The sequence below is a fragment of the Bradyrhizobium sp. CCBAU 11361 genome, from assembly GCF_028128935.1.
Lineage (GTDB): Bacteria > Pseudomonadota > Alphaproteobacteria > Rhizobiales > Xanthobacteraceae > Bradyrhizobium > Bradyrhizobium niftali.
On sequence record NZ_LBJZ01000186.1, the window covers coordinates 1 to 14,412 of the forward strand.

Genomic DNA, 14,412 nt, shown 5'->3' on the forward strand with positions numbered 1-14,412 from the left:
TCCTTGTCTTGAGCGCCCCTTGCCAGCTTCTCGTGCTGGCAGGGCCGGAGCACGGCCGGACCATCCCATTAGCGGCCATCAAGGAGACGACCCCAAGCGGGCTGGAGGTGTTCTCTCTGGGGTCACAGACTGCAAGACCACAATGGTGCCAAAGAGCGTGGCGGCATCAAATCCTAGGAGTGGCGGCTTACGCTCGCCGGTGCTCAAGCGGGGTACTCCCGCCAACGTGCGCCAATCCGCCACATACCCCCGGAGGATGATTCTCCCCGAGCGATACGAACGCTATCTAACGTTGCTTGCGGCCTGGTCGTCGGGTGCCACCTAGAGGCGGGTTTGGAGGAAGTCGTGTTCCGTCCCGACGCACATGGCATCGCACATTCTCAGCTCACTGCTTTCGGCCAATGGTGTGAGGCCCGAACGGGGCAGCAGCTGCGCGATCACGCTGCGATGGACCGCTTCTCGGTGGAGGATTTCCACAGCTTCTGGCGTCTCTTCCTCGAGTGGTCCGACCTGCCGCGGGACGGTGCAGCCGAGCCCGTCTGCGTCGGCGATGCCTGCGAGACCGCGCGCTTCTTCCCGGATCTTCGTCTCAACTACGCCGAGTGCCTCCTCGCCGGCAGTCCCGGCCAGCCGGTCCTGACAGCCTGCCACGCTGACGGCAGCCGCGACCGGTTCACGCGTGGCGCGCTGCGCGGCGCGGTTGGTCGATTGGCGAGGTCGTTGCAGCGGCTCGGTGTGCGCCCGGGCGACCACGTCGTGGCAATCGCACGCAACAATGCCGCGGCGGTCATTGCCTGCCTGGCGACCGCCGCCATTGGCGCGACTTTTGCCAGCTGCGCGCCGGACATGGGCGTGCCCGCTATCCTGGCGCGGTTCGCCCCTCTCGAGCCCGTGGTGCTCTTCGGCTGCCTTCGAGCGGAGCGATGGGATGCGGGAATCCCCGTCGCCGAGCGCGTCCTCGAAACGGCGACCGGCCTGCCGAGCCTCGCGGCGATCATTGCGCTGGACGATGGCTCGCTGGACGCCGACGAGAGGACGCCACCTCTGCACAGGCTTGCCGATCTGCTCGGTGATGATGATGGTGGCGAGATTGGGCCAGCCTGGCCCCGTCACCCATTCAACCATCTGCTGTTCACGATGTTCTCTTCGGGCACCACGGGCCCGCCAAAATGCATCCAGCACGGCGCCGGCGGCACTTTACTGGAGCATGTGAAGGAGCACCGGTTGCACTGTGATCTCAGACACGGCGACAGGCTGTTCTTCCAAACCTCCTGCGGTTGGATGATGTGGAACTGGCAGCTCTCGGCACTGGCGTCCGGCGTCGAGATTGTCCTCTACGACGGGCCGCTCGCAGCGGCGGACACGTTCTGGCGGATTGTTGCCGAGGAACGCGTGACCGTGTTTGGCACCAATCCCGCCTATCTGCACTTCTGCGCGGAGAAGGATTTCTCCCCCGGGCGGGTGTTCGACCTTTCCGCCCTGCGCACCATGCTCTCGACCGGCTCGATCCTCTATCCCCGCCAGTACGACTGGGTCAGCAGCGAAGTGAAGTCGTCGATGCCGCTGCAGACGATCTCAGGCGGCACGGATATCATCGGCTGCTTCGTCCTTGGCAGTCCGAATCTGCCGGTCCATCGCGGCGAGGCACAGTGCCGCAGCCTCGGCCTCGATGTCCGCTCGCTGCCGCCGCCTGACGATCCGCAGGCGTTGATAGGCGAACTGGTCTGCGCCAACCCTTTTCCCTCGCGGCCCCTTGGCTTTCATGGCGATGCCGACGGTACCCGCTTCCACGCCACCTACTTTGCTCAGAACCCCGGTTTTTGGACGCATGGCGATCTGATCGAGGCCACGCCTCATGGGGGCTGGCGCTTGCATGGTCGTTCAGACGGAGTCCTCAACGTGCGCGGCATCCGCATAGGGACCGCGGAGATCTACCGCATCCTCGATGACGTCGGGGGGATCATCGAGGCGATGGCGCTCGAGCAACAAGCGGACGAGCCAGGCGGCACACGCATGGTTTTGTTGCTCGTGTTGCGCGAAGGCGTGGTGCTCGACAGCGCTCTCGCCAAGCATATCCGCTCCGAGCTTGCACGCTGCGGCTCGCCGGCCTTCGTGCCGGCGCGTATCGCACAGGTCGACGCGCTTCCCGTCACCTTTAACGGCAAGCGGTCCGAAATCGCAGCGCGGGATGCGGTGAACGGCCGCCCTGTACGGAATCGCGACGCCCTGCAGAACGCCGAATGCCTCGAGGCCATTGCCAACCATCCGGTTCTGCGAGCGCCTCCGACCGCCAGTGTGTCTCGGGAGCCGACCCCGGTCTGTGGAGTGCTCCCAGACGTTGAGCAGCTGCGGAAAGACCTGCAGGCGATCTGCGAGCGCGTGCTGGACATGGCTCCGATCGGCCGGTCCGATAATCTTCTGGACCTCGGCGCAGACTCGCTGGCCGTAGTCAGCCTGCTCCTGGAGATCGAGCGCTATGCAGGGCATCCGATGCCCCTTTCGGCCTTTCTGCGGGCGCCGTCGATCGAAGGCCTGATCGCGGTCCTCTCCGGCGCGGAGGCAATGACGGCCCAACAGCTTGGCCGGGCGGGCCTGCACGTCCGCGCCCTCGGTCCGGAGGACGTGGAGCCGGTCTGCCGCTTTCTTGAGGAATCGTTTCGCGAGGCGGGCATCAATGCGACGAGATGGCGCCGTCTGTTCGATCATGGCTGGTCGGATCACGGCCGCGGCTTCATACTTCTCGACGGCAACGCCTTGGTTGGATTCATCGGGGCAGTTGCTGCCCGGCGGCAGGTGAACGAGAAGGCAATCCTCGTCTGCAATCTGTCCTCCTGGGTTGTACGCGCGCAGTACCGCGGCTGGGGCATGGCGCTGCTCGCATCAATGCTGGATGACGCGAACGCCACATATACGTGCTTCACTCCGCAGCCGTCGTCTTGGGCCGCCCTTATCGCACAGCGCTTCAAACCGCTGGACTCGCAGCGCATCGCCATGCCGCCATTGCTACAGGCCGCGACCTTGTTCGGCTCGACCCGGCCGGTGATCTGCTTCGATCCGGCCGTGGTCCGCGAGAGACTGACCAGCCACCAACGGCAAATCTTCGACGATCACGCGGCGTATGATTGCCTGCAGCTGATCGTCGTCGACGGGCCTGATTACGCCTATCTCGTGGTGAAGCGCCGCGATCATCGCCTTGCAGCAAGTCGATTGGGACGACTGGCACGGTTTCAGCCGCTCAAAATCCCCTATTCGGACATTCTGCATTGTAGTGCGCCGGTTCTGCTGTTGCGGCATCTCGAGCGCGTCAAGCTGGCGATCTTGCGCCGGCAGCGAACGGCGGCGCTCGTCGCGGAGGCGCGAATCTTTCCGGTCCGTCCACGAGGCATGATGCTCCCGATGACCACGTGTTTCCGTTCGCCGTTGATCGCCGACGAAGAGCTCGACAGGCTGTATTCGGAAATCGTGCTCCTGCCCATCTGAAGGCGGACATCCGCTTTGCGCAGTGTCGATGTCCGATTCCGTGGCAGCGAGGACGTAACTATCACGCGCGCGCGGCAAATTTGCGAGCACACCACCTACCCCGCTCGCGCCGCGCGCCGCAGCGCCTGGGGCGGCTGGCCGAAGGCGCGAATGAAGGCGCGGCGCATCCGTTCGGGGTCGCGGAATCCGGTCGCCTCCGCGACGAGCTCGATTGCCTCGCGCGAGGACTGCACGCGCTCGCGCGCGACCTCGATCCGCAGCCGCTCGATCGCTTTCGACGGCGTCGTGCCGGTCTCGGCGGCAAAGGCGCGGGCAAAGTGCCGCGCGCTCATGCCGGCGCGATCGGCAAGCTCCTCCACCGTGAGCGGCGCATCGAGATTTTCGCGGGCCCAGGACAAGAGCGCGCCGAACCGGCCGTTCGGCGCCTTCAACTCCAGCAGCGATGAGAATTGCGACTGGCCGCCGCTGCGGCGATGATAGAGCACGAGCTGGCGCGCGGCCGCCTGCGCGATCTCCTCGCCATGGTCCTCCGTGACCATCGCCAGCGCGAGGTCGATTCCCGCCGTGATCCCCGCCGACGTCCACACATTGCCGTCGCGGGTAAAGATCTGGTCCGGCTCGAACTTCACCTTGGGATAGCGCGCGACGAAATCGCGCGTGCGGCCCCAATGCGTGGTGGCGCGGCGACCGTCGAGCAGGCCTGCTTCGGCCAGCACATAGGCGCCCGAACAGACGCTGGCGACCCGCACGCCGCGCTTTGCCAGCCGTTGCACGAAGGCGCGCGTCACCTCGCAGCGCGCGGCATCCGCCACCCCCGCGCCGCCCGCGATGACGAGCGTCGTGATGGCGTTCGCCGATTTGAAATCACGCGCCATCATCTCGACGCCGGAGGAGCTGCGCACCGGTCCCGCATTCACCGCCAGCACCCGCAGCGCAAGCGGCTTGCCGGCGCAGCGCGCTGCGACCTCGAACACCGAGATCGGGCCCGCCGCATCGAGCAACTGAAAATCCGGGAAGATCAGGATGCCGATCATGGTCATGTCCGAAATAGAGGGAATTACGCCATTTTGGACAGAAGGGCATCATGCCAGTTTGCCCGCGTCAAGCCCAAGATTGGAGGATCTTCCGATGTCGTCCCCGCTCCAGATCGGACTTCTGGTGTTTCCGCGCGTCACCCAGCTCGACTTCACCGGCCCCTTGCAGGTGTTCTCCGCAGTTCCCGGCGCCAGGCTGCATTTGATCTGGAAGCGGATCGAGCCGGTGCCGAGCGATTCCGTGCTGACATTGACGCCGACCACGACATTCGCCGACTGCCCGCAGCTCGACGTGATCTGCGTGCCCGGCGGCGGCGGCACCAATGATCTGCTCAATGACGACGAGGTGCTGGATTTCCTGCGCAAGCAAGCCGAAGGCGCCAAGTACGTCACCTCGGTCTGCACCGGGGCGCTGGCGCTCGGTGCAGCCGGCCTGCTCAAGGGCTACCGCGCCGCCACCCATTGGAGCGCGATGGAGATGCTCGGCCAGTTCGGCGCAACGCCGACCAAGACGCGTGTCTGCATCGACCGCAATCGCATCACCGGCGGCGGCGTCACCGCAGGGATCGATTTCGCGCTGACGCTGGTCTCGATCCTGGTCAACCGCACCACGGCGGAAGCGATCCAGCTCCAGATCGAATACAACCCCGCCCCGCCGTTCACGTCCGGCTCGCCCGACACCGCGCCAGCCGAAGTGCTGGCCTTGCTGAGAGAGCGCGGGGCAGCAAATCAGGCGCGCCGCCTCGAGGCGGTCAAGCGCGCCGCCGAGCGGGTGAACTAGCCTCTGCCTCGCGCCGCGTCCGGGGCGAGACCCCAGTTTGGCGAAAGCTGCATCAGCATCGTCATTGCGAGCGTAGCGAAGCAATCCAGAGTCTTTCCGCGGTGGCAGTCTGGATTGCTTCGCTACGCTCGCAATGACGGAGTGTGGAGTAGCTGCCTTCGCTCCTCTCGTCTCCCGGACGCGCTTCAGCGCTCCTTGCGCTGCGCTGAGCTGGGACCCGGCTTGAAGCTCCTGGGCCCCGGCTCAGCAGCGCAACGCTATGGCGTTGCACTGCGTCCGGGGCACGAGACAGTTACACAACTACACAACCCACCTCAAACAGAAAAAGGCCGCTCGGTTTCCCAAGCGGCCTTTCCTGTCTTACGGCGGCAGCACATTTCATCGGGCGATTTCGGAACTTCCAGACCGGGGGCCTATCTCCCGATCGAGTCCTGGTCGGCGGCCGCTGCATTTCGGGACAGTCGCGAACTGTTGCCCGAACCGAACGCGATGGTCTCCCATCTCCGTAAGATGGGACCATTGAGCCGCATCGCCGGCGCGAACACAACGCCCGCGCAGCCGGCATCCCCGCTGTTCCCGTTGTCCACAGCGGGATCAGTCGGATGCGCCTGCATCCAATCCGACGATGACGATTCGGCGGAGGCTGGAAGCCTAGCCAGGGGTCCAGGGCTGATAGTCGCCGGTCGCCTTCGGCCGCTTGCCGCTGGCGAGCGTCGAGCCCGAGGGGCGGTAGGCGTTGGCCGTGCCCGTGAGATTGGGCTGGTGCGGCTTTTCCCACTCGCGCGGCTGGTAGTTGTCCTGCGTCGGCGGCACGTCGACGACGTGATGGATCCAGCCGTGCCAGGACGGCGGGATTCGGCTCGCTTCCGCATAGCCGTTATAGATCACCCAGCGCCGCTCGAAGCCGAGCGTCGGATCGATCGCCCCGCCGCGGGTGCGATAATAGAGATTGCCCTGCTCGTCCTGACCGACCAGCTCGCCGTACCGCTTGGTCCAGAGCTGGGTGCCAAACGTCTGGCCACTCCACCAGGTGAAGAACTTGAGGAAGAACTGTTTCATGCGGCAAGAGCCCTGCTTCGTCGGGTCCTGATGCCATCCGGACGGCGAAATGTCCAGTTCGGCAGGTGCGGCCTTGCCCCACGCAAATGCGCGCCCCGCCGCAAATCGGACGCGATCCGTTCATGCCGGGTACAGCGTCCCGGTGAGACGCTCCCTTCACGCGCACACCCGCGTGATCCAGGAACCTCCCCCCTTTCAAGGGGTTTGCTCCCTGGAAAAGGAGTTGACCATGAGCAGTCTGAGAGTCTTGAGCGCGGCGGCAGCATTGGCGCTGGTCCTTCCGTTGGCGACACCGAGCTTCGCGCAGGGTCATGGCGGCCGTGGCGGTGGCGGTGGGCCCCATATCGGCGGCGGCGGCGGTGCTCACATTGGCGGTGGCGGCGCCGCCCGAATGGGCGGTGGCAGCTTCAGCGCCGGTCCGCGGATCGGCGGTGGCGGCGGCAATTTTGCGGCTGGCGCAGCGGTGCGTCCCAGCTTTGCGCCTGGCGCAGCCGTGCGTCCCAGCATCGGCGCCGCACCGTCGGTTGTCGGTGGCGGCGGCCGCAGCTTCGCAGCCGCCAGCAGCAATTGGCAGGGCGGTGGCGGCAATTGGAACGGCGGCTGGCGTCGTCACCATCGCGGCGGCGGGTTCTGGCCCGGTTTCGCGGCAGGTGCTGCGATCGGCGGCCTCGGCTCATACGCCTATTATGGTGGCGGGTATTACAACGATCCCTACTACTACGGCGACGACAGCTACTACGACGAGCCGTCAGTGGCGGTCGTTCCCGACAGCGGCGGCGATTCCGCAGGCTACTGCGCGCAGCGCTACCGCTCCTACGACCCGGCGTCGGGCACCTATCTCGGCTACGACGGCCTGCGTCATCCCTGCCCGTAACCACATCTACAATGCTTGAAAGAAACGGCGTCGCGGCGATGCGGCGCCGTTTTCGCGTGTGCTCCGCTTTCGCCAGTTTCGCGTGCAGCCGATTCCGTCCTTGCGAGATTATGTACAAGTCGATGCAAAGGGACCTTTATTCACCGCACCGTGCATATCTACCCTGATCCAATCCAAAATTGACCCGACCCACGATTCGCGGATATCACCAATACGGGGACTTCGATCTACTGGGAAAGGTCATGCCGCGTATTCTCGTGGTAGATGACGATCCGATGGTCGGCGCGACCATCGAGGTCCTTCTCCAACGTCAGGGCTTCGACGTAACGCTGGCTGACGGCGGTGAAACGGGACTGGCTGCGCTGGAAGCGCAGACGTATCATGTGATGCTGGTCGACATCTTCATGCCGCATATGCGCGGCTTTGAATCCATCCGCATCTTTCACGAACGCGCGCCGGCGATCCCGCTGATCGCGATGTCCGGTTACGCCTTCGCATCGTCGGCCTCGCCCTCTCCCGATTTCCTCCGCATGGCGCTGGAGCTCGGCGCAACGCGTTGCCTGCGCAAGCCGTTCACGCCGGAAGCGCTGCTGACGACAATTCGAGAATGCCTCGCGGGCGAGAGCGCACAGCCGAAGGACAAGAAAGAAGCCCCTTGATCCCAACGCAGCGCGTCATTCTCGGTGCTGGACTTGCAATCCTCCTGATCATCACCGCCGCCTCGATCGGCCTCGACGTCAAGTCGCGGTCCGACACGGCGTGGGTCAGCCATGCCGTCCAGGTCCAGAAGAAGATCTCCGATCTGCGCGTCCTGTTGCGCCGGGCAGAGAGCGCCGCGCGCGGCTACGAGATCTATCGCAGCCCGGCCTTCAGCGACGAATTCCAGGCGGTGCATGCCCAGATCGCGCCGGCACTCGCCGACCTCAAGCGCGGCGTGCGCGACTACCCCGATCAGGTCGCGCTGCTGGAGGGCACCGAGCCGCTGGCGCTGCGCCGGATCGAGATCGCCGCCGAGGCGATGCGCCTGCGCGCCGAGAGCGACCAGGCCGGCATTGCCGCGCTCCAGGGCAAGGCGGAAGGCCGCGGCCTGATGGACACCGTGATGGGCAATCTCGACCGTCTGAGCGCAGAGGAAGAACGATTGCTCGCCGCGCGCTCCCAGGATTCGCGCCGCACCGGCATCGTGCTGCTCGGCATCGATGTCGCCGGCGCGCTGGTGATCCTGCTGCTGGTCGTGATGGTGATGCGCGAGAGCCGGCGCACCGAGGGCGCGCTCAAGAGCACGCTTTTGGAGACTACGGCCGCCAAGGAGCAACTCGAGGCGGCGGTGGCCGAACGCACCGAACATCTGGTCACCGCGCATGACGAGCTCCGCCTGTCCGTCAACGTGCTCCAGAGCACCTTTCGCAGCATGGCGGAGGCGGTGCTGGTCATCGACGTCGAGAGCAACGTTCTGCTATCCAATCCGGCCGCGGAGCGCATGCTGCTGCACCGCGCCGGCATGAACCTGAGCAGTCTGCGGTCGCTGTCGGACGTCTTTCATGGCGACGGCGCCATGCCGATGAAGGCCGAGGAGCTGCCTTCGGTGCGCGTGCTGCGCGGCGAGGAGTTCGAAGACCTGGAGATGATCGTCCGCCCGCACAGCGGCAATCAGGTCCGCCACCTCATGATCAGCGGCCGGCCGATGCGGGACGGACAAGGCGACATCTCGGGCGCCGTGCTGGTCTATCACGATGCGACCACCTCGCGCGAGACCGAGCGGCAATTGCAACAGTCGCAGAAGCTGGATGCGATCGGCAAGCTGACCGGCGGCGTCGCGCACGACTTCAACAACATGCTGACGGTGATCTCGGGCAATACCGAGACGCTGGTGGCGAGCCTGAAGGAGCAGCCGGCGCTCCAGCGCGTGGCGCGCCTGATCGACGATGCCGCCGAGCGCTGCGCCGAGCTGATCCAGCACCTGCTCGCCTTCGCACGCCGGCAGCCGCTCCAGCCGCGCAACGTCGAGATCAACGCCGCGATATCAGACATCGCAAAACTCCTGCGCCCCACCCTCGGCGAGCAGATCCAGATCGAGACCGTGCTGGAACAGGGGCCGATGACCGCGCACATCGATCCGTCCCGGCTCACCAATGCCGTGCTCAACATGGCGATCAACGCCCGCGACGCCATGCCGAACGGCGGCAAGCTGCTGCTGGAGACCCACCGCGTCGTGCTCGACGAAGCCTATGCGCAGGCCAATGCGGATGTGGTGTCCGGCCCCTACGTGATGCTCGCGGTCAGCGACAGCGGCACCGGCATGCCGCAGGACGTCCAGGAGAAGGCGTTCGAGCCGTTCTTCACCACCAAGGAGGTCGGCAAGGGATCCGGCCTCGGCCTCTCCATGGTCTACGGCTTCGTCAAGCAGTCCGGCGGCCACATCAAGATCTACAGCGAGGAAGGCCACGGCACCACGATCAAGCTCTATCTGCCGCCGGGCGAAGGCGCGATAGAAGCGGCCGCTCCCGTCGCGCCGCAGGCCGAAGGCGGCGCCGAGACCATTTTCGTGGTCGAGGACGATCCGCTGGTGCGCAACTTCGTCACCGCGCAATTGCAGGGCCTCGGCTACCAGACGGTCGCCGCGCCCGACAGCCGCGCCGCGCTGCAATTGATCGAGGCCGGGCAGGCCTTCGATCTCCTCTTCACCGACGTCGTCATCCCCGGCGGCATGAGCGGGCGCGAGCTCGCCGAGGAAGTGGCGAAGCGGCGGCCGGGCCTGAAGGTGCTCTACACCTCCGGCTACACCGACAACGCGATCGTCCACCACGGCAAGCTCGACGACGGCGTGCTGCTGCTGACCAAGCCGTATCGGAGAAACCAGCTCGCGGAGATGATCCGGAAGGCGCTGAATGGCAGCGGGATGGCGGCGGGCTAGCGCGTGGACTGCCGAAGGCGCGCTGCAGTCACGCATATATGTGGTCGAGCGCACTGGCTCAGGATGTGACTTCCGGTTGTCCTCTTGAGACGCCGTGGCTCGCCCGGATGCGCGCCGGAGGTGTTCCGAAACCGCGCGATGCAACGAGTAGGCCGTTTTGATTCCGATCGGGCCGGTCTCAAGCAAAAATCAAGCGCATCTCAAGGACAAATCGTCTCACCAGCCCAATCTCTGAGCATGCTCTCGGCGACAAATGTTGGAGCCGGCGTCGCGACAGTCCGCTTGCGGAGCGCGATACCGAGCGCAGTCACCAGACGTACAGCTAGGATCCTGGTCTGCGGCCGGAATTGACGGCGCAGCTTCGACAGGTGCTCGGATGAAAAGACGAGAGTTCATCTTGTTGATTGGTGGAGGACTGGCCTGGCCTGCGATCGCACGGGCGCAGAACGGAGCCAAGCTGCATCGTATCTTCTGGGTCTCGACCGCCTCCGAACCGGATCCCTTCCTGGACGGCTTTCGCGAGGGAATGCGCGCGCTGGGATACGTCGAGGGCAATACCGTAACCTTCGAGACGCACTATGCCCCTGGAAATCCGCAGGCACTGCGCAAGATTGTCTCCGAGTTGCAACAGCGGGATATCGACCTTGTGGTCTCGAGCGGTCCGGCGACACGCGTCATGACCGCGGTCACCGACATCCCCGTGCTGTTTGCATTGAGCGGTGACCCCGTCGCTTTGGGTGTGGTGAAGAGCCTTGCTCACCCCGGCACCAATTTCACCGGCAGCACATTCCTGTCGCTCGAGCTGGCGGGAAAGCGCGTTGAGCTGCTCAAGGACATTTATCCAAAGCTGCGAAAACTGGCGGTCTTCTCGAACACGGATCATCCGGGAGAGCCACTGGAATGGCGTGCGACTTTGGAGTCGTGCCGGAATCTCGGCATTGAGGCAGCCTACGTTCCGTTCTGTGGCGCTCGCGAAATCGAGAATGGGTTGACGGCCGCCGGCAAAGTGGACGCGGATGCTCTCCTCGTGTTTCCCGATGCCGTGACGCTGGTGCATCGTGCAAAGATTGCGGAGCTTGCAATCGCGCACCGGCTGCCTTCGATGTTTGGCTGGTCTGAATATTGTGACGCTGGAGGTCTCTTGAGTTACGGCGCAAACCAGCGCACGACCTATTTTCGGCTTGCCACTTATGCCGATCGCATCCTGCGCGGGGAAAATCCGTCAGATCTTCCGGTGATGCGCCCCGAGAAGTTTGAACTGGCAGTCAATCTGAAGACAGCCAGGCTTCTGGGTATCGACCTGGATGTGTCGTCGATCCTGTTTCGCGCCAGCAAGGTGATCTCCTGAGAGCAGTTATGACGGACGGTGCTGCGCAGTCCTCTTCGTGTACGACGCCCCCGCGTCGCTCGCTGTTCTGCAAGTACTTCGCGACGTTGTTTGTCGCTGCGGTCGTACCTCTGATACTCGGCGCGGCCGTCGAGGCGTCTTTCGGTTACCGAGACCAGCGCCGCCAGATCAGCGCGGTGCTGCAGGCCGATGCTCGCGCGGCGTCCGACCGGATCGAGGCATTCACCGACGGCATCCGGGATCAGCTGGGTTGGATGGTGCAGCTTCCCTGGTCTGCCGGAGGCGATGCACAACATAAGACCGACGCCTTGCGCCTCCTCCAGCAGGTGCCCGCAATCGTTTCGGTTTCGCTTCTGGATGAGACCGGCACTGAACGGGTCTTTGTTTCCAGGCTGCTTCTGAACAGGACCGGGCGCGGCATTGATATGTCCACGGATCCCGCTGTTCTGGGCGCACGCGCCAACAAGGTCTGGTACGGACCGGTTCAGTACCAGCGAGATTCAGAGCCCTACATGAGGATCGCGGTTGCCGGGAGCCTGCCGGCCGCGGGGGTTGCGATCGCCGAAGTCAATCTGAAGCTGATCTGGGATGTCATCGCTGCCATTAGAATTGGCGAGACCGGCTACGCCATTGTTGTCGATGACTCCGGTCATCTGATCGCCCATCCCGACATCAGTCTGGTTCTGCGCGGCCGCGCCAGCTCGGGCAGTTTCAGCCGGATCAAGCATCTCGTTGGCGCGGCGAGCGGAGCGGCGGTGATAAATGGGGACCAAGGCAAGCCGGTGGTGGCGCTATCCGTTCAAGCCGCCGATGTGGGATGGACGGTGATCGCGATGCAGCCGGTCTCGGAAGCCTTTGCATCCATTCGCGCGGCGTTGTGGCGCTCGTCAATTCTGATTGCCTTTGGTGTTCTTATTGCGCTGGCGCTCGCCTATTGGCGCGCGCACAGAATGTCCGGCCCGATCAAGCAACTGGAAGAGGGCGTGGAGCGGATCAGAACCGGACAATTCGAGCATCGCATCAAGATCTTCAGCGGTGACGAGTTGCAGCAACTGGCGTTGCGCTTCAATGAAATGGCTTCTGAACTGGCGATCTCGCAGCAGAAATCTGCGCGGATCGAGCGGCTGAAGCAGTTCCTGCCATCACAGGTCGCCGAATTGGTCGAGCATTCTCATGAACTGCTCGAAGGGCAGCGACGTGAAGTCGCTGTCATTTTCGGCGACTTGCGCGGCTTCACGGCGTTCTCCACGCGCAATGAACCTGATGTCATCATGGCCGTCATGCGCGAGTACTACGAGGCGGTTGGCGCCGTGACGACTCGTCACGAGGCAACGCTCATCGGCTTTGATGGCGACGGAGTCATGCTCCTCGTCAATGCCCCGGTCGCGTGCGAACAGCCGGCAACTCAAGCGGTCCGCCTCGCCATCGACCTGCAAATGACCGTGCAGTCCCTTGCCGGCAAATGGTACGATTCCGGCCACGCGATCGGCTTTGGTGTGGGCGTTGCGATGGGAGCGGCAACGGTAGGAACGGTTGGTTATAACGGTCGGCTGGACTACACGGCGATGGGAGCCGTGGTGAATTTGGCGTCGCGGCTCTGCAATCTCGCGAAGGACGCGCAGATCCTGGCTGATCCCACTATCGCTGGAAGGGTAAGGGACAGCATTCCGTTGGCATCGCTCGGGCAGCGGAACATCAAAGGCTACGACCAGGCCCTCGAAGTCTTTGCTGTCGCACCTGCTGACCTGCCGTCGAAACCGCCGGGCTCGGGACAACGCCGGCGAGAGAAAGAGCCTCAGGACCACTGATACCCCGGCGTCCGGACGGCTAGCGCGTCGCCAGCACCACGGCCGCCAGCGTGAAGATCAGCGCGGCGATCTGTCCCGGCCCGAGCGGCTCGCCCAGCGCGAGCGCGGAGGCGACGACGCCGATGACAGGTACGGCCATGGTGCCGATCGCAGCGACCGAGGCCGGCAGGCGCGCTAACGCTGCGAACCAGCTGACATAGGCAATGCAGAACTGCACCACGGTGGAATAGACCAGCAGCCACCAGCCGACCGGCGTCACCAGCGAAAGATGCGTGGTCTCGACCAAGAGGCCGATGATCGAGATCGGCAGGCAGCCGATCCCGATCTGCCAGGCCGCGGCCGTGATCGGCGGCAGGTGGATGGGGTATTTCTTCGAGAACACCGTGCCGACGGCAAAGCCGAGCGCGCCGCAGAGCGCCATGATGATGCCCGGCAGCTTCTCCACGCTCGCGGCAAAGCCGTTGCCGCCCATGATCGAGGCGAGGCCCACGAAGGCCATCACCAGCCCCAGCGTGCGCAGCACGGTCGGCCGCTCGCCCAGCACCGGCCAGGCGATGATCGAGGCCCAGACCGGCATGGTGTAGGCGATCAGCGCCGCTTCGCTCGCCGGCAGCCAGAGCAGCGCCAGGCCCATCAGCACCATCCAGCCGGTGACGTTGAGGACGGCGGCGGTCAGTAAGCGCGGCCAGATCCCCGGCCCCACCTTGAGGCTCTGCCGGCGGATCAGCGCGAGGGCGGCGAGCAGCACCGCGCCCAGCACGCCGGTCACCCCGCGCAGCGTCAGCGGCGGCAGCTCGGCGAGCAGGAACTTCGTCACCGGCCAGTTGAAGCCCCAGCCCACCGAGGTGATGGCAAGGAACATCAGGCCGGCCGGGGCAATGCGCGGTCGCAAGCCCGGTCGCGTCGAATCAAGCATGTGGGGTACCCGGCGGAAACGGGGCCAGCTTGGCGCGGATTCGCTGGCCCCACCACCACCCCGGCGGGCATGCCTGCCCTCACCTTCCGTAAGGCTACGTGAGTCCTGCTGGCGCAACCCCATTGCCCAAAAATATACCTGCCCTGTGAAGAGCGGGGTGAAGGGTTGCCATCACCACAAGATGCAAATTTTTTCAGT

The 14,412-nt window shown here is 64.7% G+C and carries 10 protein-coding genes; 7 read left to right on the plus strand and 3 right to left on the minus strand.

The genetic code is table 11. The features are described 5' to 3' along the window. The first annotated feature begins 345 nt into the window (after positions 1-345). The gene (locus tag XI08_RS26745; protein WP_271576642.1) at positions 346-3,480 is read left to right on the plus strand and encodes an acetoacetate--CoA ligase; all 3,135 of its coding nucleotides are present in this window, start codon (positions 346-348) and stop codon (positions 3,478-3,480) included. A gap of 95 nt (positions 3,481-3,575) precedes the next feature. Here XI08_RS26745 and XI08_RS26750 read toward each other — a convergent pair whose 3' ends face one another. Then, positions 3,576-4,514 (minus strand): GlxA family transcriptional regulator, encoded by a 939-nt coding sequence (locus tag XI08_RS26750; protein WP_271576643.1) that lies wholly within the window; start codon positions 4,512-4,514, stop codon positions 3,576-3,578. 94 nt (positions 4,515-4,608) lie between these two features. Here XI08_RS26750 and XI08_RS26755 point away from each other — a divergent pair, with 94 nt between their 5' ends. Then, complete coding sequence (locus XI08_RS26755) at positions 4,609-5,295, plus strand: DJ-1/PfpI family protein (RefSeq protein ID WP_271576644.1); 687 nt, start codon at positions 4,609-4,611, stop codon at positions 5,293-5,295. Positions 5,296-5,946: 651 nt separating this feature from the next. Here XI08_RS26755 and XI08_RS26760 read toward each other — a convergent pair. Continuing rightward, entirely contained in the window at positions 5,947-6,354 is a 408-nt protein-coding gene (locus tag XI08_RS26760) for an NADH:ubiquinone oxidoreductase subunit NDUFA12 (RefSeq protein ID WP_027542568.1), read from the minus strand. A gap of 229 nt (positions 6,355-6,583) precedes the next feature. On the opposite strand from XI08_RS26760, the gene XI08_RS26765 reads away from it, so the two are divergent. From XI08_RS26765 to XI08_RS26785, 5 genes are all read left to right on the plus strand, one after another. Continuing rightward, positions 6,584-7,228: a BA14K family protein gene (locus XI08_RS26765; protein WP_271576645.1), complete on the plus strand. Its 645-nt coding sequence runs from the start codon at positions 6,584-6,586 to the stop codon at positions 7,226-7,228. Between the two features lie 242 nt (positions 7,229-7,470). Then, positions 7,471-7,887: a response regulator gene (locus XI08_RS26770; RefSeq protein WP_025575669.1), complete on the plus strand. Its 417-nt coding sequence runs from the start codon at positions 7,471-7,473 to the stop codon at positions 7,885-7,887. Beyond that, a complete protein-coding gene (locus XI08_RS26775) occupies positions 7,884-10,142 on the plus strand; it encodes a CHASE3 domain-containing protein (protein ID WP_271576646.1) in 2,259 nt (752 codons plus the stop codon). The genes XI08_RS26770 and XI08_RS26775 overlap by 4 nt, the downstream gene beginning before the upstream one ends. 376 nt (positions 10,143-10,518) lie before the next feature. Then, on the plus strand, positions 10,519-11,490 hold the full coding sequence (locus XI08_RS26780; protein ID WP_271576647.1) for an ABC transporter substrate-binding protein: 972 nt from the start codon (positions 10,519-10,521) through the stop codon (positions 11,488-11,490). Between the two features lie 8 nt (positions 11,491-11,498). Then, positions 11,499-13,298, plus strand: coding sequence for an adenylate/guanylate cyclase domain-containing protein (locus XI08_RS26785; protein WP_271576648.1), 1,800 nt, complete (start codon positions 11,499-11,501; stop codon positions 13,296-13,298). Between the two features lie 19 nt (positions 13,299-13,317). Here the strand turns inward: XI08_RS26785 and XI08_RS26790 are convergent, their stop codons facing one another. Further along, a complete protein-coding gene (locus tag XI08_RS26790; RefSeq protein WP_271576649.1) occupies positions 13,318-14,214 on the minus strand; it encodes a DMT family transporter in 897 nt (298 codons plus the stop codon). Positions 14,215-14,412 lie beyond the last annotated feature (198 nt).

Coding starts and splice junctions, on each gene's coding strand:
- XI08_RS26770 (WP_025575669.1), top strand. CDS start 7,471: ATGCCGCGTATTCTCGTGGTAGATGACGATCCGATGGTCGGCGCGACC.
- XI08_RS26785 (WP_271576648.1), top strand. CDS start 11,499: ATGACGGACGGTGCTGCGCAGTCCTCTTCGTGTACGACGCCCCCGCGT.
- XI08_RS26750 (WP_271576643.1), bottom strand. CDS start 4,514: ATGATCGGCATCCTGATCTTCCCGGATTTTCAGTTGCTCGATGCGGCG.
- XI08_RS26780 (WP_271576647.1), top strand. CDS start 10,519: ATGAAAAGACGAGAGTTCATCTTGTTGATTGGTGGAGGACTGGCCTGG.
- XI08_RS26755 (WP_271576644.1), top strand. CDS start 4,609: ATGTCGTCCCCGCTCCAGATCGGACTTCTGGTGTTTCCGCGCGTCACC.
- XI08_RS26760 (WP_027542568.1), bottom strand. CDS start 6,354: ATGAAACAGTTCTTCCTCAAGTTCTTCACCTGGTGGAGTGGCCAGACG.
- XI08_RS26790 (WP_271576649.1), bottom strand. CDS start 14,214: ATGCTTGATTCGACGCGACCGGGCTTGCGACCGCGCATTGCCCCGGCC.
- XI08_RS26765 (WP_271576645.1), top strand. CDS start 6,584: ATGAGCAGTCTGAGAGTCTTGAGCGCGGCGGCAGCATTGGCGCTGGTC.